Source organism: Streptomyces sp. NPDC051211 (assembly GCF_040689505.1).
Lineage (GTDB): Bacteria > Actinomycetota > Actinomycetes > Streptomycetales > Streptomycetaceae > Streptomyces.
In genome coordinates this window covers 142,895-162,728 of sequence record NZ_JBFBAV010000007.1, presented here as the reverse complement: position 1 = coordinate 162,728, position 19,834 = coordinate 142,895, and the positions used below count along the sequence as shown (strand labels likewise).

The 19,834-nt window shown below is 69.9% G+C and carries 22 protein-coding genes and 1 riboswitch; of the genes, 9 read left to right on the top strand and 13 right to left on the bottom strand.

Translation table 11 applies throughout. The features are described from left to right. Nucleotides 1–122: 122 nt before the first annotated feature. A complete protein-coding gene (gene thiC, locus AB0447_RS10345) occupies nucleotides 123–1,931 on the bottom strand; it encodes a phosphomethylpyrimidine synthase ThiC (RefSeq protein ID WP_366476143.1) in 1,809 nt (602 codons plus the stop codon). Next, nucleotides 1,926–2,060: riboswitch (TPP riboswitch) on the bottom strand. It overlaps the preceding gene by 6 nt. A gap of 72 nt (nucleotides 2,061–2,132) precedes the next feature. On the opposite strand from thiC, the gene AB0447_RS10340 reads away from it, so the two are divergent. Beyond that, nucleotides 2,133–3,536, top strand: coding sequence for a YibE/F family protein (locus tag AB0447_RS10340; RefSeq protein WP_366476142.1), 1,404 nt, complete (start codon nucleotides 2,133–2,135; stop codon nucleotides 3,534–3,536). 100 nt (nucleotides 3,537–3,636) lie between these two features. Here the strand turns inward: AB0447_RS10340 and AB0447_RS10335 are convergent, their stop codons facing one another. The 4 genes from AB0447_RS10335 to AB0447_RS10320 form a co-directional block, all read right to left on the bottom strand. After that, nucleotides 3,637–4,086: an SsgA family sporulation/cell division regulator gene (locus tag AB0447_RS10335; protein ID WP_366476141.1), complete on the bottom strand. Its 450-nt coding sequence runs from the start codon at nucleotides 4,084–4,086 to the stop codon at nucleotides 3,637–3,639. A gap of 98 nt (nucleotides 4,087–4,184) precedes the next feature. Next, entirely contained in the window at nucleotides 4,185–4,955 is a 771-nt protein-coding gene (locus AB0447_RS10330) for a helix-turn-helix domain-containing protein (protein WP_366476140.1), read from the bottom strand. Between the two features lie 265 nt (nucleotides 4,956–5,220). Further along, complete coding sequence (locus tag AB0447_RS10325) at nucleotides 5,221–5,451, bottom strand: DUF5326 family protein (protein WP_366476139.1); 231 nt, start codon at nucleotides 5,449–5,451, stop codon at nucleotides 5,221–5,223. Between the two features lie 211 nt (nucleotides 5,452–5,662). Continuing rightward, nucleotides 5,663–5,980, bottom strand: coding sequence for a cupin domain-containing protein (locus AB0447_RS10320; protein WP_366476138.1), 318 nt, complete (start codon nucleotides 5,978–5,980; stop codon nucleotides 5,663–5,665). A 45-nt stretch (nucleotides 5,981–6,025) separates the two neighbouring features. Here AB0447_RS10320 and AB0447_RS10315 point away from each other — a divergent pair, with 45 nt between their 5' ends. The 3 genes from AB0447_RS10315 to AB0447_RS10305 all read left to right on the top strand — a co-directional run bounded on the left by AB0447_RS10315 (nucleotide 6,026) and on the right by AB0447_RS10305 (nucleotide 8,224). Next, the gene (locus AB0447_RS10315; RefSeq protein ID WP_366476137.1) at nucleotides 6,026–6,403 is read left to right on the top strand and encodes a phage holin family protein; all 378 of its coding nucleotides are present in this window, start codon (nucleotides 6,026–6,028) and stop codon (nucleotides 6,401–6,403) included. A gap of 22 nt (nucleotides 6,404–6,425) precedes the next feature. Continuing rightward, on the top strand, nucleotides 6,426–7,676 hold the full coding sequence (locus tag AB0447_RS10310) for a cystathionine gamma-lyase (RefSeq protein ID WP_366476136.1): 1,251 nt from the start codon (nucleotides 6,426–6,428) through the stop codon (nucleotides 7,674–7,676). 68 nt (nucleotides 7,677–7,744) lie between these two features. Next, entirely contained in the window at nucleotides 7,745–8,224 is a 480-nt protein-coding gene (locus tag AB0447_RS10305) for an NUDIX hydrolase (RefSeq protein WP_366476135.1), read from the top strand. A gap of 43 nt (nucleotides 8,225–8,267) precedes the next feature. On the opposite strand, the gene AB0447_RS10300 is transcribed toward AB0447_RS10305, so the two are convergent. Continuing rightward, nucleotides 8,268–9,395: a globin domain-containing protein gene (locus AB0447_RS10300; protein ID WP_366476134.1), complete on the bottom strand. Its 1,128-nt coding sequence runs from the start codon at nucleotides 9,393–9,395 to the stop codon at nucleotides 8,268–8,270. 76 nt (nucleotides 9,396–9,471) lie between these two features. Further along, nucleotides 9,472–10,122 carry a haloacid dehalogenase-like hydrolase gene (locus AB0447_RS10295; protein ID WP_366476133.1) on the bottom strand — a complete coding sequence of 217 codons (651 nt, stop codon included), beginning with the start codon at nucleotides 10,120–10,122 and terminating at the stop codon, nucleotides 9,472–9,474. Nucleotides 10,123–10,205: 83 nt separating this feature from the next. Here AB0447_RS10295 and AB0447_RS10290 point away from each other — a divergent pair, with 83 nt between their 5' ends. Genes AB0447_RS10290 through AB0447_RS10280 form a run of 3 tightly spaced genes read left to right on the top strand, consistent with a single transcriptional unit; the run spans nucleotide 10,206 to nucleotide 12,810 of the window. Next, nucleotides 10,206–11,090: a GNAT family N-acetyltransferase gene (locus tag AB0447_RS10290; RefSeq protein ID WP_366476132.1), complete on the top strand. Its 885-nt coding sequence runs from the start codon at nucleotides 10,206–10,208 to the stop codon at nucleotides 11,088–11,090. Between the two features lie 27 nt (nucleotides 11,091–11,117). Next, nucleotides 11,118–11,570 (top strand): GNAT family N-acetyltransferase, encoded by a 453-nt coding sequence (locus tag AB0447_RS10285; RefSeq protein ID WP_366476131.1) that lies wholly within the window; start codon nucleotides 11,118–11,120, stop codon nucleotides 11,568–11,570. A gap of 31 nt (nucleotides 11,571–11,601) precedes the next feature. After that, nucleotides 11,602–12,810: a winged helix DNA-binding domain-containing protein gene (locus tag AB0447_RS10280; RefSeq protein ID WP_366476130.1), complete on the top strand. Its 1,209-nt coding sequence runs from the start codon at nucleotides 11,602–11,604 to the stop codon at nucleotides 12,808–12,810. 22 nt (nucleotides 12,811–12,832) lie between these two features. On the opposite strand, the gene AB0447_RS10275 is transcribed toward AB0447_RS10280, so the two are convergent. Together AB0447_RS10275 and dnaB are read right to left on the bottom strand one after the other, a co-directional pair. Continuing rightward, the gene (locus AB0447_RS10275; RefSeq protein ID WP_366476129.1) at nucleotides 12,833–14,218 is read right to left on the bottom strand and encodes a serine hydrolase domain-containing protein; all 1,386 of its coding nucleotides are present in this window, start codon (nucleotides 14,216–14,218) and stop codon (nucleotides 12,833–12,835) included. 10 nt (nucleotides 14,219–14,228) lie between these two features. After that, a complete protein-coding gene (gene dnaB / locus AB0447_RS10270; RefSeq protein ID WP_366476128.1) occupies nucleotides 14,229–15,707 on the bottom strand; it encodes a replicative DNA helicase in 1,479 nt (492 codons plus the stop codon). Between the two features lie 433 nt (nucleotides 15,708–16,140). On the opposite strand from dnaB, the gene AB0447_RS10265 reads away from it, so the two are divergent. Next, nucleotides 16,141–17,490 carry an MATE family efflux transporter gene (locus AB0447_RS10265; protein ID WP_366476127.1) on the top strand — a complete coding sequence of 450 codons (1,350 nt, stop codon included), beginning with the start codon at nucleotides 16,141–16,143 and terminating at the stop codon, nucleotides 17,488–17,490. A gap of 94 nt (nucleotides 17,491–17,584) precedes the next feature. On the opposite strand, the gene rplI is transcribed toward AB0447_RS10265, so the two are convergent. From rplI to rpsF, 4 genes are all read right to left on the bottom strand, one after another. Next, nucleotides 17,585–18,031 carry a 50S ribosomal protein L9 gene (gene rplI / locus AB0447_RS10260; protein ID WP_366476126.1) on the bottom strand — a complete coding sequence of 149 codons (447 nt, stop codon included), beginning with the start codon at nucleotides 18,029–18,031 and terminating at the stop codon, nucleotides 17,585–17,587. An 18-nt stretch (nucleotides 18,032–18,049) separates the two neighbouring features. Then, nucleotides 18,050–18,286, bottom strand: coding sequence for a 30S ribosomal protein S18 (rpsR, locus tag AB0447_RS10255; RefSeq protein ID WP_005315025.1), 237 nt, complete (start codon nucleotides 18,284–18,286; stop codon nucleotides 18,050–18,052). Between the two features lie 43 nt (nucleotides 18,287–18,329). Beyond that, nucleotides 18,330–18,920: a single-stranded DNA-binding protein gene (locus tag AB0447_RS10250; RefSeq protein ID WP_366476125.1), complete on the bottom strand. Its 591-nt coding sequence runs from the start codon at nucleotides 18,918–18,920 to the stop codon at nucleotides 18,330–18,332. 73 nt (nucleotides 18,921–18,993) lie between these two features. Continuing rightward, nucleotides 18,994–19,284, bottom strand: coding sequence for a 30S ribosomal protein S6 (gene rpsF, locus AB0447_RS10245; RefSeq protein WP_004950685.1), 291 nt, complete (start codon nucleotides 19,282–19,284; stop codon nucleotides 18,994–18,996). 223 nt (nucleotides 19,285–19,507) lie between these two features. Between rpsF and AB0447_RS10240 the strand changes: the two genes are divergently transcribed. Further along, nucleotides 19,508–19,822 (top strand): hypothetical protein, encoded by a 315-nt coding sequence (locus tag AB0447_RS10240; RefSeq protein ID WP_366476124.1) that lies wholly within the window; start codon nucleotides 19,508–19,510, stop codon nucleotides 19,820–19,822. Nucleotides 19,823–19,834 lie beyond the last annotated feature (12 nt).

The window sequence follows — 19,834 nt, the reverse complement described above, 5'->3', positions numbered from 1 at the left end:
TAAGAGCTGGAGTGCACTCCAGCTCAAGCCCCAAAAAAAATGAGCCGGGAACGGGCCGGCCCGCGACTCCCCCCATGAGGTCGCGGGCCGGCCCGTCCGCCGGGCTCGGTCCGTCCGCGCGGTCAGTCCGCCAGCGGCAGGTAGACGCGGTTGCCCGCGGCCGCGAACTCGGCCGACTTCTCCGCCATGCCCGCCTGGATCTCGTCCGCCTTCAGGTCCCCGCCGTGCTCGCGGCGGATGTCCTGGGAGATCTTCATCGAGCAGAACTTCGGGCCGCACATGGAGCAGAAGTGCGCCGTCTTGGCCGGCTCGGCCGGGAGCGTCTCGTCGTGGAACTCACGGGCCGTGTCGGGGTCCAGGGCCAGGTTGAACTGGTCCTCCCAGCGGAACTCGAAGCGGGCGTCCGACAGGGCGTCGTCCCACTCCTGGGCACCGGGGTGGCCCTTGGCCAGGTCCGCCGCGTGCGCCGCGATCTTGTACGTGATGACGCCGGTCTTCACGTCGTCGCGGTTGGGCAGGCCCAGGTGCTCCTTGGGCGTGACGTAGCAGAGCATCGCCGTGCCCCACCAGGCGATCATCGCGGCGCCGATGCCCGAGGTGATGTGGTCGTACGCCGGGGCGACGTCCGTGGTCAGCGGGCCCAGCGTGTAGAACGGGGCCTCCTCGCAGATCTCCTGCTGGAGGTCGATGTTCTCCTTGATCTTGTGCATCGGGACGTGGCCCGGGCCCTCGATCATCGTCTGGACGTTGTGCCGCTTGGCGATGGTGTTGAGCTCGCCCAGCGTCTTGAGCTCGGCGAACTGCGCCGCATCGTTGGCGTCCGCGATCGAGCCGGGTCGCAGGCCGTCACCGAGGGAGTAGGTGACGTCGTACGTCGCGAGGATGTCGCAGAGTTCCTCGAAGTTCGTGTAGAGGAAGTTCTCCTTGTGGTGCGCCAGGCACCAGGCGGCCATGATCGAGCCGCCGCGGGAGACGATGCCGGTCTTGCGGCGGGCGGTCAGCGGCACGTACGGCAGCAGCACGCCGGCGTGGACCGTCATGTAGTCGACGCCCTGCTCGGCCTGCTCGATGACCGTGTCCTTGTAGATCTCCCAGGTCAGGTCCTCGGCCTTGCCGTCGACCTTCTCCAGGGCCTGGTAGAGCGGCACGGTGCCGATGGGGACGGGGGAGTTGCGCAGCACCCACTCGCGGGTGGTGTGGATGTTGCGGCCGGTAGAGAGGTCCATGACCGTGTCCGCGCCCCAGCGGGTCGCCCAGGTCATCTTCTCCACCTCCTCCTCGATGGAGGAGGTGACGGCGGAGTTGCCGATGTTGGCGTTGACCTTCACCAGGAACCGCTTGCCGATGATCATCGGCTCGATCTCCGGGTGGTTCACGTTGGCCGGCAGCACTGCGCGCCCCGCCGCGATCTCCTCGCGGACGACCTCGGGGGAGACGTTCTCGCGGATCGCGACGTACTCCATCTCCGGGGTGATCTCGCCCCGGCGGGCGTACGCGAGCTGGGTGACGGCCTGGCCGTCGCGGCCCCGGCGGGGCAGGCGGGGGCGGCCCGGGAACACCGCGTCGAGGTTCTTGAGGCCACCGCGGGGCGAGGTGTGCTTGATGCCGTCGTCCTCGGGGCGGACCGGACGGCCGGCGTACTCCTCGGTGTCACCGCGGCCGATGATCCAGTTCTCGCGGAGCGGCGCGAGCCCGCGCCGTACGTCGGTCTCGATCTGCGGGTCGGTGTACGGGCCGGACGTGTCGTACAGCGTGACGTCCTGGCCGGTGGTCAGGTGGACCTGGCGAACCGGCACCTGGATGTCGGGGCGGGAGCCCGTGACGTATCCCTTGTGCCAGCCCGGCTTGCGCTCTTCCCGACCGACCTGGCCGTCCCGGCCCTCCTGGCCGTCCTGGCTGGTGGCAGGCGTGCGTGCATCCTGAATGGTCATGAGACCTAATCTCCCTACGCCGGCATTACCCGGTAACAGGTTCGGCGGTCGACGCAGCCTCCTCCCGTACGTGCGTACGGTGATCAGCGCCCTCTCAGCCCGGTGCTCCGAGCTCCCGCGTTGTGCAAAGTAGCCCCCACGCTAGCGTCATCTGTGGCGTGCTGAACAGTGGGCCCCCTCATCTCTTGCGATGATCAGCCCGTGACGTCCTTGCCGCAGCCCCCCACCGGTCCCACCGAACCCACAGGTAACTCCGACCCGTCCGGCCGCGGTGATCACGGCCTCCACGGGCACGGGAACCATGGGCACAGTCATGGGCACAGCCACGGCCACGGACCGGCGGCTCCCGTCTCGAAGCACCTGCGCAAGGTCATCGCCGCCGTGCTGATCCCCTTCGCCACCGCCGTCCTGGTCGGCCTGGTGGTGCTGTGGCCGGGCGGCGCACCCGCCCACGAACGCACCGGGGTCGGCTTCGACCGCCAGACCCAGCAGGCCGCGGTCGTCGCCCTGGAGACCGTCGACTGCGCCTCGGTCAACGCCGCGCAGGTGCCGCCCACCGGGGACACCTCCACTCCTCAGGGCCGTGAAGCGCAGGCCAGGCAGAACGGCCAGTGCAAGAAGGCCACCGTCGAGATCGGCACCGGCCCGGACAAGGGCCGCACCTTCGTCGAGATCGTCCAGCCGGGTGCGCCACGGCAGCTGGAGCACGGGCAGGGCGTGGTCGTCGCGTACGCGCCGGACGCCCCGCGCGACCTCCAGTACTCCGTGATCGACGTGAACCGGAAGCTCCCGATGGCGCTGCTCGCAGGCATCTTCGCCATTGCGGTGGTCGCGGTGGGACGGCTGCGCGGGCTGTTCGCACTGATCGCACTGGCCGTCAGCTTCGGCATCCTGACCCTGTTCATCCTCCCGGCCATCCTCCAAGGTTCGAACCCGCTGGTCGTCGCGGTGGTCGGGGCCAGCGCCATCATGCTGATCGCGCTCTACATGTGCCACGGCCTGACCGCGCGTACCTCGGTCGCTGTCCTCGGCACACTGGTCTCGCTGCTTCTGATCGGGCTGCTGGGCTCGCTGTTCATCGACTGGGCGTTCCTGAGCGGCAACACCGACGACAACACCGGGCTGATCCACGGGCTCTACCCGGACATCGACATGAGCGGCCTGCTGCTCGCCGGCGTGATCATCGGATCGCTCGGCGTCCTCGACGATGTGACGGTCACTCAGACCTCGGCGGTCTGGGAGCTCCACCAGGCCGACCCGTCGATGGGACCGCGCGCGCTGTACCGGGCGGGCATCCGGATCGGCCGCGACCACATCGCATCCGTGGTCAACACTCTGGTCCTCGCCTATGCGGGCGCGGCCCTGCCGCTGCTCCTGTTGTTCTCGATCGCGAACAGCAGCATGGGAACGGTGGCCAACAGCGAGCTGGTCGCGGAGGAGATCGTCCGGACCCTGGTGGGCTCGATCGGACTGGTGGCCTCGGTGCCGGTGACAACGGCGCTGGCGGCGCTGGTGGTTTCGGCCGACCGACCGGGTTCCCCGGCCGCCGGGCCGGCCGGGTCAGGGCCGGTCCGCGGCGGTCGGGGCCGCCGCCGCAAGCGCTGAAGGCACACACTGATCGCACGTGCGGCGCACGGGTGTGGTGGGGGTGAGGGCGCTCGGCGCTGGCACGCCGAGCAGTCGAGCGGTTGGTGCGCCGGGCCGGTCAGCCCGCGTTCTGCTCGTTCTGCTGCGCGCCGGCAAGGATCTTGCCGAGGGCCTCGTCGAGGTTCTCCTCGAAGTCGCCGAGGTTGCGCTCCTGACCGAGCGGCACGAGCCGGTCGGTCCGGTCGAGGAAGGCCACCAGCGGCGCGGCACCGGCCCTGAACAGCGCCCGGTCACCGCCGACCTGGAGCCGGATGTGGACATCGGACAGGTCCTCGGGATGGGTGGGGGCGATGTGCACATCGCCGTCACCGCACGGCTTGTTGATGCCGTCGAGGAGAAGCTCCCGGCCGAACGCCCAGGTCACGGGCGCATCGCCGGGAAGGTGGAAGGTCAGGCGTACGGCATAGGGGTCACGAGCTTCGTACCGGAGTTCCACCGGGATCCGGAACGAGAGCTCCTCGGAAACGAGGAAGCTCATCATGACCTCTGCCTGTACCGACTCGCGCATTGCCTACCCCGCAGTGATTGGAAGTGGCCAGGAATGGTCCCCCAAGGCCCTCTTGACAAGAGTGGTGGACGGGCTGGCAGATCACAAGGAGTGAGTTTTCAGATACTGATAGAGAAGGAGAGCGTACTCAACAGCGCGCCTACTTCACTCCGCAGCCGATCAACTGCACAGCGCAATCGGGCTTCCTGGTGCAGGGGAAGGGAAATGGCCATGGTCGCGGCGGCGTCACCCGCTGTAATCGGAATGGCTGCGCATACCGTGCCCAAGGCATATTCCTGTCGCTCGGTCACGGGTTGCATCCGCTCCATGGCGGAAATTCGTTGTTCCATCGCCCGCATGTCCTGGACTGTGTACGGGGTGACGGCTTCGACCGGGTGCCGGTCGTAATGGTCCCGGCGGGCCTTCTCGTCGAGCTGGCTCAGCAGGCACTGGCCGATGGCGTGCGCATGGCCGGTGGCGCGGAAGTCCGCCCATTCCTCACAGGCGGGATGGCCCGGGGTGTCGGCGACGCCGACCACCTCGATTTCACCCTCCCGGTACACCGCGAAGTAGACGGGGGCCCCGACCACGTCGCGGAAGTGGGCGAGCGAGTCGAGGATCATGCTGCGACGTTTCTGCTGCAGTCCACCGCCGGCCAGCCGCCCGGCAGCGTCCCCGAGCATGAAGACTCCGCTTTCCCGGCGCAAATAGCCCTCGTGGGTGAGCGTGCGCAGCAGGTGGTACGCGGTGGGAAGCGGGAGCCCGGCCTCGCGTGCCAGCTGTTTGGCAGGGGCTCCCTCGCTATGGGACCCCGCGGCTTCGAGCAGTCTCAGCGCCCGCTGCACCGAACCGATCAGCGTCGGTACAGCGGCATTGTGAACCGAAGACAAAGCTCACCCCCAGGCGTGGCGGCGGGCCTTGGGGGACCCGCCCTGCGGGGGCCGCCCCCGCTTGTGCCATGTCTCCTGGGGGTCGTGCTCGGCGGCTAACGACATAACCGCAGGTCAGAGCGGTGTTGCAGGTCGAGTGCCCAGGGTCGGCACAGATTGCCACTCTATCCGCCGATTCCCGTGGTGTGAGTGGTTTCGCACCTCACGTTCCCTCACCTGGGTTAATCCCGGGGGCTCCTGGGGCTGCCGAGCTCGGGGGGACTGACTACCAGTCGGTCGGGGACTTCGCGCCGCTGCCGGCCCCGGTGAACTTCTTGACCACGAAGACCAGACCGCCGACCAGGGCCACGAAGAGCAGCACCTGGAACGCGAAGCTGATGAGCGCACCCAGGATGCTGGTGATCACACCGCCGAAGACGAACAGAGCCAGCAGCGGAACCGCGACCCACTTCACCCACCAGGGCATGCCTGCGAATATCTGCCGGATGCCGTCCATGGCCTCGACCTCTTCCTCGTCCGTGACTTCCTGACCTCGATGCTAGGAGGAAGAGCGGCCCGTCAGGGGCCCGCGGGCCCCCGGAGTCCCCTGATCCGCCCCTTAGGGGGACAGGCCCCGGCGCGGGGTCAGGACTCCGGGTGAGGCCGCCGAAACCAGGGCTCCGGGATCAGGACTCCGGGATCAGGACTCCGGGTTCAGGACCCCGGGTTCAGGACTCCGGGGGTGAGAACACCACCAGCACCTTCAGGTCCTCGCTGATGTGGTGGAACTTGTGCGGCACCCCGGCCGGCACATAGACCACGCTGCCCCGGGCCACCGTCGTCGTCTCCTCCCCCACGGTGATGGAGGCCCGGCCGCTGACGACGAAGTACACCTCGTCCTGCCGGTGCGGGGCCTGCGGGTCGCTCTGCCCCGCATCGAGCGCGTACAGCCCCACGGACATGTTCCGTTCCCTCAGGAACTGCAGATACGCGCCCTCGTTCGCGATCCGCTCCGCCTCGAGCTCATCCAGCCGGAACGCCTTCATGCTCCTCGTGACCCTTTCTTCCGCTTCTCTGCAACGATCGGACTCATGACGAACTTCGTAGTCAAGACGCTCGCCAACGCGGCCGCCCTGGCCGTCGCCATCTGGCTGGTCGCCGGCATCACCCTGACCGGGGAGAACACCGGCCGCAAAGCCCTCACCCTGATCCTGGTCGCGCTGGTCTTCGGCCTGGTCAACCTGATCGTGAAGCCGGTGGTGAAGCTGCTGTCGCTGCCGCTGTTCATCCTCACCCTCGGCCTGTTCACCCTCGTCGTGAACGCGCTGATGCTGATGCTGACCTCCTGGCTGGCCGGCAAGCTCGACCTCGAGTTCCACGTCGACGGCTTCTGGACCGCCGTCATCGGCGCTCTGATCATCTCCCTCGTCTCCTGGGCCGTGAACCTCGCCCTCCCCGACAAGAACTGAGCGGGCTCGACGGCTTCGAGGAATGCCCGGACCTGGTCGAGGCCGCGAGCCCGGGGCTGCTGGAAGCCGTACGCCTGGCACTGAAGGAGCAGAACACGTGACCACCGCCCCCCTCGGCGACGGCACCCGGGCCGTCCGCGCCGGTCTCCCCGAACCCGTCAAGAACCGGCCCACCCTGCCCGGACCGGTCTTCGCCTCCCACTTCCACCTGCCCGGCGAGGTCGACGGCCCGTACACCTACGCCCGCGACAACAACCCGACCTGGACCCTGCTGGAGCGGGCCATCGGTGAGCTGGAGGCACCCCGCGCCGGCGCCGGCGAGTCCGCCGAAGTCCCGGAAACCGTCGTCTTCGCCTCCGGCATGGCCGCCGTCTCCGCCGTCCTGCTCTCCCAGGTGAGCGCCGGGGACACCGTGGTCCTGCCCGATGACGGCTACCAGGTGCTGCCGCTGGTCCGCGAGCAGCTCCAGGCGTACGGGATCCGGGTCCGCACCGCCCCCACCGCCGGTGACGCGCAGCTCGAGGTCCTCGACGGGGCCCGGCTGCTGTGGATCGAGTCGCCCTCCAACCCCGGGCTCGACGTCTGCGACATCCGGCGCCTGGCCGAGGCCGCACACGCGGGCGGCGCCCTGGTCGCGGTCGACAACACCCTCGCCACCCCGCTCGGGCAGCGGCCCCTGGAACTCGGCGCGGACTTCGCCGTGGCCAGCGGTACCAAGGGGCTCTCCGGCCACGGCGACCTGCTCCTCGGCTACGTCGCCTGCCGCACCCCGGAGCTCGCCGGGCGGATCCAGCACTGGCGCAAGATCGTCGGCGCGATCCCCGGCCCCATGGAGGCTTGGCTCGCCCACCGCTCGCTCGCCACCCTCCAGTTGCGCACCCACCGCCAGTGGGCCAACGCCCTGGCCGTCGCCGAGGCCCTCGCCGCCCGCGCCGACGTGTCCGGGCTCCGGTACCCGGGGCTGCCCGGCGACCTCTCGCACAAGACGGCCACCGGGCAGATGCACGGTTACGGGTCGGTGGTGTCCTTCACCCTCGCCGACCGCGGCCACGCCGAACGCTTCCTGCGGGCGCTGACCCTGGTCGAGGACGCCACCAGCTTCGGCGGCGTACGGTCCACCGCGGAGCGGCGCGGACGCTGGGGCGGGGACGCCGTGCCCGAAGGGTTCATCCGGTTCTCCGCCGGTGCCGAGGACACCGAGGACCTGGTCGCGGACGTGCTCCGGGCACTGGGCCGGGCGGCCGCCACGGAGGGTCCGGCCTCCGGCCACTGAGCCGGCGCACACCGCCGCCGATGGAGCCGGCGCGTTTCAGAACCGGAGTACTGGGCCACTCTTCTCCCATGACCGAACGTCCCGTCGTCAAACGCACCGCCCGCGCGATCCTGCTCGACGGTGATGACCTGATCCTGATCAAACGCACCAAGCCCGGAATCGACCCCTACTGGCTCACCCCCGGCGGCGGTGTGGAGCCTTCCGACGCCACCGTCGTCGACGCCCTGCACCGCGAGGTCCACGAGGAACTCGGCGCGAAGATCATCGATGTGGTGCCCTGTTTCGTCGACACCGTCGAGCACATCGCCGACGGCGGAGTGACCGGCTGCAAGGTGCAGCACTTCTTCGTCTGCCGGCTCGAATCGATGGATCCCAGCCTGCGCCACGGTCCCGAAGTGGAGCATCCCGAGGGCGAGTACGAGATCGTCCGGGTGCCCTTCAGCCGGGTGGGCATCGCCGCCGTCCACCTGGTCCCGTTGTCCCTGCGGCACTACCTCGACGGAAACATCGAGGGCGTCCGCGCCATGCACGCACCCGACCTGGGCTGAACCTCCTGGGGGAACCCCCGCGGCTGAGGGGCCTTGCGGCCCCTCAGCCCGCGACACCCGCCCCGGCCAGCTCCTCGACCGCATCGTGCCGGATCCGTTCCCTGGGTATACCGATCCGCTTCAGCGCGTCCACCCCGCTCCGGATCAGTCCCGGCGGGCCCGATATGAATGCGTCGTAGGAATTCCACGGCCCGTGCTCGCCGATCGCCTGCGGCAGCTGCCCGGCCAGCCCGTCGCCCACCACCGGCCGCACCGACAGCCACGGGTGCGAACGCTGTAGCCCCAGCAGGGTGTCCTTGTCGTACAGGTCGCTGTCCGACCGTGCCCCGAAGAACACCTCCACCGGGCGCCGTTCACCGTGCTCGGCCACATCCTCGATGAGCGCCTTGATCGGGGCGATGCCGGTACCGCCGCCCAGGCATAGCATCCCGTTGTCGGTGCTGTGGTCCACCACCATCGAACCGGCCGGCGGCCCCAGTCGCAGCACGTCCCCGGGTCTCGCGTGCCGGACCAGGGCGTTGGAGACCCAGCCCGCCGGAACCGCCTTGACGTGGAAGGACAACAGCCCGTCCGCGCGAGGCGCGGAAGCGAAGGAGTAGTGCCGCCACACCCGGGGCCACCACGGCGTCTCCAGGCTGGTGTACTGCCCCGCCAGGAACGGGTACGGCTGGTCGGGACGGACCGTCACCACCGCGATGTCGGCGGTCCGCAGATCGTGGGAGACCACCTCGGCCTGCCACCACGCCGGAGCGCGCTGCCCGTCCTGCGCCGCCGCATCGATCATGGTCTGGGAGATCGCCGTGTACGCCCGCACCCACGCGGCTTCCGTCTCCGGCCCCCAGGTCCGCTCCGCATACCGGGACAGGGCCCCGATCAGCGCTTCGCCGACCACCGGATAGTGGGCGGGCTGGGTGCCGTACTTGCGGTGGCCCGTGCCCAGCCGGCGCAGATAGGGACCGAGCACCTCCGGATTGTCGATGTGCTCGGCCGCCGTGAGCAGAGCCTTCAGCAGCCGGTCGCGCTGGGCGTCCATCGCCGCCGGGAACATCGACCGCACTTCGGGGTGGCCCGTGAACACCAGCGCGTAGAAGTAGGAGGTCACCTTGTCGGCAACGGGCGCTATCTCCGTGAGAGTGCGGCGGATGAGCACGGCATCGGGGGAGGGCTCCATGGCTTCGCAGCATGCCAGCCGGACCGGGGCCCTGTGGGCAATTGCGCAAATTCAGCGCATCGAACCCACTTCCCTCTTAAGATGTCTCAACTCCCGGGCGTGCCACATCCACCAGCCGGTACGCCTCCCGCAGATCGCGTCCTTCGTACACGTGCGTGGCGCGCTCCGCGAGATAGGGCCGCGCATTGACGGCCACCGAGATCGGCACGGCCTCGAAGAGCACGGCATCGGTCATCGAGTCCCCGTACGCCACACAGTCCGCGCGGCTCACCCCGAACCGCTCGCACAGCCGGTCCGCGACCTCCAGCTTGCCCTCCGGTGTGAGGATCCCGGCGACATCAACCGGCCGGGTGAACGGCACCTCCGGGAAGACCGAACCGTGTGCCGCGTGCGCGCCCCACTCGAGCAGCAGCTCCACGAAGAACGACGGGGACAGGGAGATCACCGCGCAGTACTCCCCGCGTTCCCTGATCTCCCGCCACACGTCCCGGATCCCCGCCAGCCACGGCGCTCCGTCGAAGGCGGCCCGCACATGCCTGGGCGTCAGCGCCGTCCACAGGGAGTGGACCCCCATCGCGAACTCCGGCGGGCCGATCTCCCGCGCGCTGAACGCCCGCTCCAGCTCGGCGATCTCCACCAGCAGGCCCAGTTGCCGGGACAGTTCCACGGGCGCAGCCGAGCCGTACATCAGGGTGCCGTCGAGATCGAAGAGGTGCAGGCGGGTCATAGCCATCGAGGCTAGTGGGTCCGTTTCACGTGAAACACCGTGTTTCACGTGAAACATCAAATCCCCTGGACGGCTTCCGGTCGATGATCCAGTCTGGGCCGGTGACACCATCACACCTCACCGACCAGCCGATCCGCCCGCTGACCGTGGACGATCTCGCCCGCTGCGCCGACCTCTCCGTGGACCGCGGCTGGCACCCCGAAGACCGCAAATGGGGGCTACTGCTCACCGCGGGCACCGGATACGGCATCGACGCACCCGACGGGCAGGGTCTTGCCGCCGCCTGCACCGTCACCCGCTACGGGTTCGCACCCGACTTCGCGGCCATCGGCATGGTCCTCGTCGCCGAACGCTACGCCCGCCAGGGCCTGGGCCGGCGATTGATGACCTACGTCTGCGACGACCTCCTCAAGGGCCTCCCCCTCACCCTGCACGCCACCCCCTACGGCCGTCCCCTCTACGAGGAGCTCGGCTTCACCACCGTCGGCCAGGCCGAGATGCTCCGCGGCAGCTTCCGCCCCGAGCCCGGCACCGACACCTCCCGGGTACGGCCCGCCACGGCCGCCGACCTCCCCGAGATCCTGCGCCGGGACCACGAGGTCCTCGGTACGGACCGGACCCATCTGCTCGCCCGCCTGCCGGCCTTCGCCGACCAGTTGCTGGTCGCCGAGAACGGCGCCGGTCTCCTCACCGGCTACGCCGCGGCCTGGCCCAATACCGACAGCGACGTCATCGGCCCGCTGATCGCCGCCGACACCGAGATCGCCAAGGCCCTGGTCACCGCCCTCGCGAGCGGCACCGATCGGCCCCTGCGCACCGATGTCGACGTACGCCACGAGGAACTGGTGAGCTGGCTGACCGCCCGCGGCCTGGAGTCGATCGCCCGCAACGCCGTCATGACCCGCTCGCTGCCCGCGCTGCCCGGCATCTGGACCCGCCGCTTCGCGCCCCTCACCGTCGCCGCCTGACCCGGCGCCAGAAGGAAAGACACCGCCGTGACCGACCTGGCCATCCGGCCCGCCACCGAGGACGACCTGCCCGAGATCGTCGCCATGCTCGCCGACGATCCGCTCGGGGCCACCCGCGAGTCCCCCGAGGACCTCACCCCGTACACGGCCGCGCTCCGGCGGATCGCCGAGGACCCCCATCAGCGCCTCGTGGTCGCCGTGCGCGGGGAACGCGTGGTCGGCACCCTGCAGCTCACCCTCGTTCCCGGACTGTCGCGCAAGGGAGCGACCCGGTCCATCGTCGAGGGCGTCCGCGTCCACGCCGAGGAACGGGGCAGCGGCCTCGGCACCCTGTTCATGGAATGGGCGATCGAGGAATCCCGCCGGGAGAACTGCTCTCTGGTCCAGTTGACCTCCGACGCCAGCCGAACCGACGCCCACCGCTTCTACGAGCGCCTCGGCTTCACCGCCTCCCACCTCGGTTTCAAGCTCCAGCTCTGACGCCGGCGGGCGGCCGCCGTACGATCCGAGGATGAGCAGCAGCCGCCCCGGGATCACCACGGCCGACCGCCGCAACCGGCTCGGAATCCGCCACCGGCTCGCCCCCTCGGCCCACGGGACCACCGTGGCCGAGGCGGCCGACGCCGTGGTCGCCCTGCACGCCACCGACGCCGCCACGATCTTCCTCTCCGTCCGGGCCCGCCTGACCGACACCGGCGCCGACACCGGACCCAGCGTCGGCTGCGGCACCGAAGCGATCGAGAAGGCGCTCTACGACGAGGTGGCCGTCGTGCGCCTGCTCAGCATGCGCAACACCCTGTTCGCGGTCTCCGCCGAACTGGCGCCGTATGTCGACTCCTCCACCGCCCGCGCCATCGCCGCCAAGGAGCGGCGCACCCTCGTTAAACACCTCCGGGAGGACGGCCGGGGCCTGGACGCCGCCTGGCTGGCCGAGGCCGAAGCGGCCGCCCTCGCCGCGCTCGACGCCCACGGACCCTCCACCGGCAGCCAGCTCTCCGCCGCCGTCCCCGCCCTGCGCCAGAAGATCACCGTCTTTCCAGGCAAGAAGTACGAGACCACCCAGGGGGTCGCCACCCGCGTGATCCGCCTGCTCGCCGCCGACGGCCGGATCCGCCGCGACCGCCCGCGCGGTACCTGGACCTCCAGCCAGTTCCGCTGGACCCACTGCGAACCCTGGCCGGCCCTGCCCGCTCCCGAGGCCCGCGCCGAACTCGCCCGCCGCTGGCTGTACGCGTACGGCCCGGCCACCGAGGCCGACCTCAAGTGGTGGACCGGCTGGACCCTCACCGAGACCCGCAAGGCGCTGGCCGCCGTCGGCCCCGACGAGGTCCTCCTCGAGGACGGCAGCACGGCAATGGTCGCCCCCGGGGACACCGGGCCCGTCCCGGCACCCGAACCGTGGGCCGCCCTGCTGCCCGGCCTCGACCCGAGCGGTATGGGCTGGGCCGACCGCGGTTTCCAGCTCGACCCCGCCCACCGGCCCGCCCTCTTCGACTACGCCGGCAACATCGGCCCGACCGTGTGGTGGAACGGCGAGATCGTCGGCGGCTGGGCCCAGCGGCCCGACGGCGAGATCGTCTGGCGGCTCCTCGGCGATCCCGGCAGCGAGGCCGAGCAGGCCATCGCCGCCGAAGCCGCCCGGCTCGGCGACTGGATCGGCGGCGCCCGGATCACGCCCCGCTTCCGTACCCCGCTCGAACGCGAACTCGCCGCCCCGTAGCCCCGTAGCCCCGGGCGGCGGGCTACCCGATGCCGCGCCAGCCCTCCGCGTCCACCCCGCCCGGTACCGGCGCCCCGCCGTCGTACGGAACCCGTGTGAACACGAACGAGCCCAGGTCCAGATGGCTCACCGCGCCGTCGGGCCGGCGCACCGCCCGCAGCGTCTCCCCCGAGTAATAGCCGTCCAACCCCGTCCATGTGCCGTCCCCCGCGGCCCGGAACCGGGCCGCCCGGCCCATGGCACCCAGCGGACTCAGCTCCAGCAGCCCCTCATGGGTCAGCCGCAGCGCGAACGGCGCCGTCCCCCAGTACCAGGGACCCACCAGGTCCAGGTCCGCCGGATCAGCCGCCCGCAACGGCCGCCACGGCTCCGGGATCCGCGGCTCCGCCTCCGCGACGATCCCCACCAGGTCCGCCGCAACGGTCCCCGGCGGCAGTCCCGACGTGCAGTTGGCCAGCACCACCGCGGCCACGTCGTCCGCCTCGCTGAACCACAGCCCCGCCACGAACCCCGGGACCGAACCCCCGTGGCCCGCCAGCAGCCGCCCGCCCGATTCCATCAGCTGCACGCCCAGCCCGTAGCCCCGCTCGGCGATCCCCTGCTCCGCCGGGGAAGCCGCCGTACGCATCTCACGCACCGACTCCGCGCCGAGCACCCGCTCGTCTCCACGGGCCAGGAACACCGCGAACCGGGCCAGGTCCCGCGTCGTCGACCACAGCTGGCCGGCCGCGGCCATCAGCCCCAGGTCCTCCACCCGCTCCGGCATCATCACGTCCGCCCACGGGTGCACCGCCCAGCCCCCCGCATGCGGCTGCTGGGGCTGCGCGCTCGTCCGCCGGAGCCCCAGCGGCTCCAGCACCTCGGCCCGCAGCGCCTCCTCCCACGAGCACCCGCGCACCGCCTCCACCAGCGAACCGAGCAGCGTGTAGCCGGGATTGGAGTAGTGGAACCGCTGCCCCGGAACGTGCCGGAACGGCTCCTTGCCCAACACGTCCGCGAGCGTCGGCCGCAGCTCGGCGGGGGTGCGCTCCCACCATTCGCCGGGCGTCTCCGCTGCCAGTCCCCCGGTGTGCGACAGCAACTGGCGGATCGTCACCTCGCCCACCCCGGTGCCCGGAAGATGCTTCTCCAGCGGATCCCCGAGCTCCAGCAGCCCTTCGTCCCGCAGCCGCATCACGAGCACCGCCGTGAACGTCTTGCTGATCGAGCCGATCCGGTACTGCACGGTGCCGTCCGGCCCGTGCCCGTCCATCATCGTCCGGGACCCTTCCCAGACGATCTCTCCACCCCGCGCCACGGCCGCCACCAGCGACGGCGACCGCCCCTCGGCCTGGGCCACCGCGATCCGGTGCAACAGCGCACGACGGGTGGAAGCGAGCAACTCGAAATCTGCGGGCACGTCAGTCATGCCCGGGATGCTACGTGTTGGCCATGTCCACGAACCGCGAATAATGACCTTGGAACGCCACGGTGATGGTCGCCGTCGGACCGTTACGGTGCTTCGCCACGATCAGGTCCGCCTCACCCGCGCGCGGGGACTCCTTCTCGTACGCGTCCTCACGGTGCAGCAGGATCACCATGTCCGCGTCCTGCTCGATGGAACCCGACTCACGCAGGTCCGAGACCATCGGCTTCTTGTCCGTACGCTGCTCGGGGCCACGGTTCAGCTGCGACAGCGCGATGACCGGCACCTCCAGCTCCTTCGCCAGAAGCTTGAGGTTTCGCGACATGTCCGAGACCTCCTGCTGACGGCTCTCGGGACGCCGCGAACCACCCGACTGCATCAGCTGGAGGTAGTCGATGACCACCAGCTGGAGATCGTTGCGCTGCTTCAGCCGACGGCACTTCGCCCGGATCTCCATCATCGACAGGTTGGGCGAGTCGTCGATGTAGAGCGGTGCCGCCGAGACGTCCGGCATCCGCCGGGCCAGCCGCGTCCAGTCGTCGTCCGTCATCGTGCCCGAGCGCATGTGGTGCAGCGCCACCCGCGCCTCCGCGGACAGCAGGCGCATGGCGATCTCGTTGCGGCCCATCTCGAGGGAGAAGATCACGCTCGGCAGGTTGCTCTTGATCGAGCAGGCCCGCGCGAAGTCCAGCGCCAGCGTGGACTTGCCCATGGCGGGTCGGGCCGCGATGACGATCATCTGGCCCGGGTGCAGACCGTTGGTCAGCGAGTCCAGGTCCGTGAACCCGGTGGGCACGCCCGACATCTGGCCGCTGCGCGAACCGATCGCCTCGATCTCGTCGAGCGCGCCCTCCATGATGTCGCCGAGCGGCAGGTAGTCCTCGGAGGTCCGCTGCTCGGTGACCGCGTAGATCTCGGCCTGGGCGCTGTTGACGATCTCGTCGACGTCCCCGTCGGCCGCATAGCCCATCTGCGTGATCTTGGTACCGGCCGCCACCAGCCGCCGCAGCACCGCCCGCTCGTGGACGATCTCCGCGTAGTACTCGGCGTTCGCCGCCGTGGGCACCGACTGCACCAGGGTGTGCAGGTACGAGGCCCCGCCCACCTTGGCGATCTCGCCGCGGCGGGTCAGCTCCGCGCCGACCGTGATCGGGTCGGCCGGCTCGCCCTTGGCGTACAGGTCGAGGATGGCCTGGTAGATCGTCTCGTGCGAGGGGCGGTAGAAGTCGTGGCCCTTGAGGACCTCGACCACATCGGCGATCGCGTCCTTCGACAGCAGCATGCCGCCCAGCACCGACTGCTCGGCGTCCAGGTCCTGCGGCGGGACCCGCTCGAAGCCGCCCCCGCCGTCCCAGGAGCCGCCCTCACGGCCCCGCTCGTGCTGCTCCTCGCCACGGCCGCGGCCTTCGCCCCGGCGCGGACGGGAGACCGGCAGACGGTCACCGGGACCGCTGTCGGCCCAGGGGTCGTCCATGGGCTCGGGGATGCTCACCGGGCCGCCTCCTCCCGTCCGCAACGCGGACCTCCCGTGCCACTCTTTCTACGACACGGCTCTGACATGTGGGGCACCCGGAACCGCGCTCGGCGCGTCGGGCAACGCACAACGGTAGGGCCGCGAGCGACGTCAGCCAATCTTGTTATCCACAGGCTGTGTGGATGAGATGTGGATGACGGGGCCGAAGCTGTGGGTAACTCGCTCCGGCCTGTGCACGGACCAGGGGACGGCGCTGTGGACAAAATCACCCGACCCACCCCGTTACCCACGCTGACCTGCGTTTTCTTCATCCACGGGCTGTGGGGGAGAAAATAATTCGACACTGTCTCAAGATCGCCCCAGACGAGCTGCGGAGAACTCCCAAGTCAGCGCCTCGGTAAGGGCCCATTAGCCATTGCATCCATTACCTGTGGAAGATTAGATTGGGCACATGACACAGGCCCCCGCGCTCCCTGCGATACCCGAGGCCGGCCCGAAACGACGGCACGACCGCGAGATCCTCGCACTCGCCGTCCCGGCCTTCGGATCCCTCGTCGCCGAACCCCTCTTCGTAATGGCCGACAGCGCCATCGTGGGCCACCTGGGCACCCCACAGCTCGCCGGTCTCGGCGTCGCGGCGGCCCTGCTCACCACCGGTGTCAGCATCTTCGTCTTCCTCGCCTACGCCACCACTGCGGCCGTGGCCCGCCGAGTGGGCGCCGGAGACCTCCCGTCCGCCATCCGGCAGGGCATGGACGGCATCTGGCTCGCCCTGCTGCTCGGAGCCCTCGTCGTGGCCTCCCTGCTGCCGGCCGCCCCCTGGCTGGTCGACGCGTTCGGCGCCTCCGAAACGGCCGCCCCGCACGCCCTCACCTACCTCAGGATCTCCGCCCTGGGCCTGCCCGCCATGCTGATGGTCCTGGCGGCCACCGGCGTCCTGCGCGGCCTTCAGGACACCCGTACGCCCCTGTACGTCGCCATCGGCGGGTTCACCGCCAACACCCTGCTGAACATCGCCCTGGTCTACGGCGCCGGCCTGGGCATCGCCGGCTCCGCCTGGGGCACCGTCCTCGCCCAATGGGCCATGGCCGCGGCCTACCTGGTCGTGGTCGTCCGGGGGGCCCGCCGGCACGGTGCCTCGCTCCGGCCCGACACCGCGGGCATACGCGCCTGCGCCCAGGCGAGCGCCCCGCTGCTGGTCCGCACCCTCTCGCTGCGCGCCGCGCTGATGCTCGCCACCTCGGTGGCGGCCCGGCTCGGCGACACCGACATCGCGGCCCACCAGATCCTGATCTCCCTGTGGAGCCTGCTCGCCTTCTCCCTGGACGCCATCGCCATAGCCGGCCAGTCGATCATCGGCCGCTACCTGGGGGCGGGGGACACCGAGGGTGCCAGGGCGGTGGGCCGCCGCATGGTGCAGTGGGGGATCGCTTCGGGCGTGGTGCTGGGCCTGCTGGTCATCCTGACCCGGCCGCTGTTCATCCCGCTCTTCACCTCCGACCCGGCGGTGGAGGCGGCCCTGCTGCCGGCGCTGCTGGTGCTGGCGGTCTCTCAGCCCATCGCCGGCATCGTCTTCGTGCTCGACGGGGTACTGATCGGCGCCGGGGACGGCCCCTACCTGGCGCGGGCCATGCTGGTGACCCTGGCCGTGTTCGCACCTGCCGCCCTGCTCGTCCCGGCCCTCGGCGGCGGCCTGACGATGCTCTGGTGGGCCATGACGCTGCTGATGCTGGTCCGGATGGTCACGCTCCAGCTGCGGGCCCGCTCGGGCCGCTGGCTGGTTACCGGAGCCACCCGCTGACCGGGCACCCCGGCCGCCGTTCGGGGTCGTGTTTCACGTGAAACATGACGAAGGGCCGCACCCCCACAGGGGTGCGGCCCTTCGTTCGCAGCACTTAGGCGGCGACGACCTCGACGCCCACGTTCGCGGCGACCTCGGCGTGCAGACGCACGGAGACCGTGTACGAACCCAGGGTCTTGATCGGGGACGCCAGCTCGACGCGGCGCTTGTCGACCTTCGGGCCACCGGAAGCCTCGATCGCCGTGGCGATGTCGGCCGGGGTCACGGAGCCGAAGAGGCGGCCGGCGTCACCCGAGCGGGTGGCCAGACGGACCTTCGTGCCCTCGAGCTTGGCCTTGATCTCGTTGGCCTGCTCGATGGTCGCGATCTCGTGGATCTTGCGGGCGCGGCGGATCTGCGCCACGTCCTTCTCGCCACCCTTGGTCCAGCGGATCGCGAAACCGCGCGGGACCAGGTAGTTGCGAGCGTAACCGTCCTTGACGTCGACGACATCGCCGGCGGCACCGAGGCCAGAAACCTCGTGGGTCAGGATGATCTTCATTAGTCGGTCACCCTTTCCTTAGCGCGCGGTGGACGTGTAGGGCAGCAGCGCCATCTCACGGCTGTTCTTCACGGCCGTGGCGACGTCACGCTGGTGCTGCGTGCAGTTGCCGGTAACGCGGCGGGCACGGATCTTGCCGCGGTCGGAAATGAACTTCCGCAGCATGTTCGTGTCCTTGTAGTCCACGTACGCGGTCTTGTCCTTGCAGAACGCGCAGACCTTCTTCTTAGGCTTGCGCACAGGCGGCTTCGCCATTGTGTCTCTCCTGTGTGATCAAGAAGTGGGGATGCGAGCTGCCCTAGAAGGGCGGCTCGTCCGAGTAGCCACCGCCGGAGCCGCCGGAGCTTCCGCCCCAGCCGCCCCCGCCGCCGCCCTGCTGCTGGCCACCGGCCGGCGCGCTGGACGCCCACGGGTCGTCGGAGGGAGCTCCGCCGCCCTGCTGGCCGCCGCTGGGGGCTCCGCCCCAGTTGCCGCCGCCACCCTGCTGCTGACCGCCGCCGCCGTATCCACCCTGGCCACCGCGACCCGTGGTCTTGGCGACCTTGGCCGTGGCGTTCTTCAGGCTGGGGCCGACTTCCTCGACGTCCAGCTCGTAGACCGTGCGCTTGACACCCTCACGGTCCTCGTACGACCGCTGCCTCAGCCGGCCCTGCACGATGACGCGCATGCCTCGCTGAAGGGACTCGGCGACGTTCTCCGCCGCCTGCCGCCACACCGAGCAGGTCAGGAACAGGCTCTCGCCGTCCTTCCACTCGTTGGTCTGACGGTCGAAGGTGCGGGGGGTGGACGCGACACGGAACTTCGCGACCGCCGCACCCGAGGGGGTGAAGCGCAGCTCGGGGTCGTCGACGAGATTGCCGACGACCGTGATGACGGTCTCGCCTGCCATGGATGGAACCTCTCGGCGGGGATTGCTGCTGGGCTGCTGTGCTACTCGATCCCGATTACCGCTGAACCGGAGTTCAGTGGGTCTCGGGGCGAAGGACCTTGGTCCGGAGAACCGACTCGTTCAGGTTCATCTGCCGGTCGAGCTCCTTGACGACCGCAGGCTCGGCCTGCAGGTCGATGACCGAGTAGATGCCCTCGGGCTTCTTCTTGATCTCGTAAGCGAGACGACGACGGCCCCAGGTGTCGACCTTCTCAACCTTTCCGTTGCCCTCACGGACGACGGAGAGGAAGTTCTCGATCAGCGGGGAGACAGCGCGCTCCTCGAGATCGGGGTCGAGGATGACCATCACTTCGTAGTGACGCATGTGGAACCCACCTCCTTTGGACTCAGCGGCCACGGTCGTTCCGTGGCAGGAGGGTCGTGATGCGTACCGCACGGTGCCGGATCGGAGAGAACAGACACCAGTGCAGACCGTACAGAGTACCTGCTCCCCTCCTTCCGGTTGAAATCCGGCGGGAGAGGTCCACAATCTGTAGGCATCGGGTGTGCTCGGTGCTATGCCCGCTTCAGCCAGGAGGTGCCTTCCGATGGCACAGGCAATGCGAAGCCAGTCCTCCATCTCTCTGCTCGCCACCGACGGCAAACCGCATCCCCTGCAGGACGCCCTGCTCGCGGTGACCCTGGTCCTCGGCGCCGTGGCGTTCGTCACGGCCTTCTTCCACAATCTGCACCTGCTCAGCTCATGGACCGGGCTGATCGGCATCCTGACCGGCGCCTACGGACAGTTCATCTCGGAGACGACGCGCGAGCGCTTCGCACTGATCATCGGGCTGGGCGCGTCCGCGATCGGCTTCTTCCTCGGCATGGCGCACGGCGGCCTCTTCGGCGGCGTACTGGGCTAGCCGGGGCACCTC

What these genes read in the sequence shown, in the direction of transcription:
- AB0447_RS10250 (WP_366476125.1), bottom strand. Translation starts at nt 18,920, where the DNA reads ATGGCAGGCGAGACCGTCATCACGGTCGTCGGCAATCTCGTCGACGAC.
- AB0447_RS10240 (WP_366476124.1), top strand. Translation starts at nt 19,508, where the DNA reads ATGGCACAGGCAATGCGAAGCCAGTCCTCCATCTCTCTGCTCGCCACC.
- AB0447_RS10290 (WP_366476132.1), top strand. Translation starts at nt 10,206, where the DNA reads ATGATCCAGTCTGGGCCGGTGACACCATCACACCTCACCGACCAGCCG.
- AB0447_RS10320 (WP_366476138.1), bottom strand. Translation starts at nt 5,980, where the DNA reads ATGAAGGCGTTCCGGCTGGATGAGCTCGAGGCGGAGCGGATCGCGAAC.
- AB0447_RS10275 (WP_366476129.1), bottom strand. Translation starts at nt 14,218, where the DNA reads ATGACTGACGTGCCCGCAGATTTCGAGTTGCTCGCTTCCACCCGTCGT.
- thiC (WP_366476143.1), bottom strand. Translation starts at nt 1,931, where the DNA reads ATGACCATTCAGGATGCACGCACGCCTGCCACCAGCCAGGACGGCCAG.
- AB0447_RS10300 (WP_366476134.1), bottom strand. Translation starts at nt 9,395, where the DNA reads ATGGAGCCCTCCCCCGATGCCGTGCTCATCCGCCGCACTCTCACGGAG.
- AB0447_RS10325 (WP_366476139.1), bottom strand. Translation starts at nt 5,451, where the DNA reads ATGGACGGCATCCGGCAGATATTCGCAGGCATGCCCTGGTGGGTGAAG.
- AB0447_RS10265 (WP_366476127.1), top strand. Translation starts at nt 16,141, where the DNA reads ATGACACAGGCCCCCGCGCTCCCTGCGATACCCGAGGCCGGCCCGAAA.
- AB0447_RS10305 (WP_366476135.1), top strand. Translation starts at nt 7,745, where the DNA reads ATGACCGAACGTCCCGTCGTCAAACGCACCGCCCGCGCGATCCTGCTC.
- rpsF (WP_004950685.1), bottom strand. Translation starts at nt 19,284, where the DNA reads ATGCGTCACTACGAAGTGATGGTCATCCTCGACCCCGATCTCGAGGAG.
- AB0447_RS10310 (WP_366476136.1), top strand. Translation starts at nt 6,426, where the DNA reads ATGCCCGGACCTGGTCGAGGCCGCGAGCCCGGGGCTGCTGGAAGCCGT.
- rplI (WP_366476126.1), bottom strand. Translation starts at nt 18,031, where the DNA reads ATGAAGATCATCCTGACCCACGAGGTTTCTGGCCTCGGTGCCGCCGGC.
- AB0447_RS10335 (WP_366476141.1), bottom strand. Translation starts at nt 4,086, where the DNA reads ATGCGCGAGTCGGTACAGGCAGAGGTCATGATGAGCTTCCTCGTTTCC.
- AB0447_RS10280 (WP_366476130.1), top strand. Translation starts at nt 11,602, where the DNA reads ATGAGCAGCAGCCGCCCCGGGATCACCACGGCCGACCGCCGCAACCGG.
- rpsR (WP_005315025.1), bottom strand. Translation starts at nt 18,286, where the DNA reads ATGGCGAAGCCGCCTGTGCGCAAGCCTAAGAAGAAGGTCTGCGCGTTC.
- AB0447_RS10315 (WP_366476137.1), top strand. Translation starts at nt 6,026, where the DNA reads ATGACGAACTTCGTAGTCAAGACGCTCGCCAACGCGGCCGCCCTGGCC.
- AB0447_RS10295 (WP_366476133.1), bottom strand. Translation starts at nt 10,122, where the DNA reads ATGACCCGCCTGCACCTCTTCGATCTCGACGGCACCCTGATGTACGGC.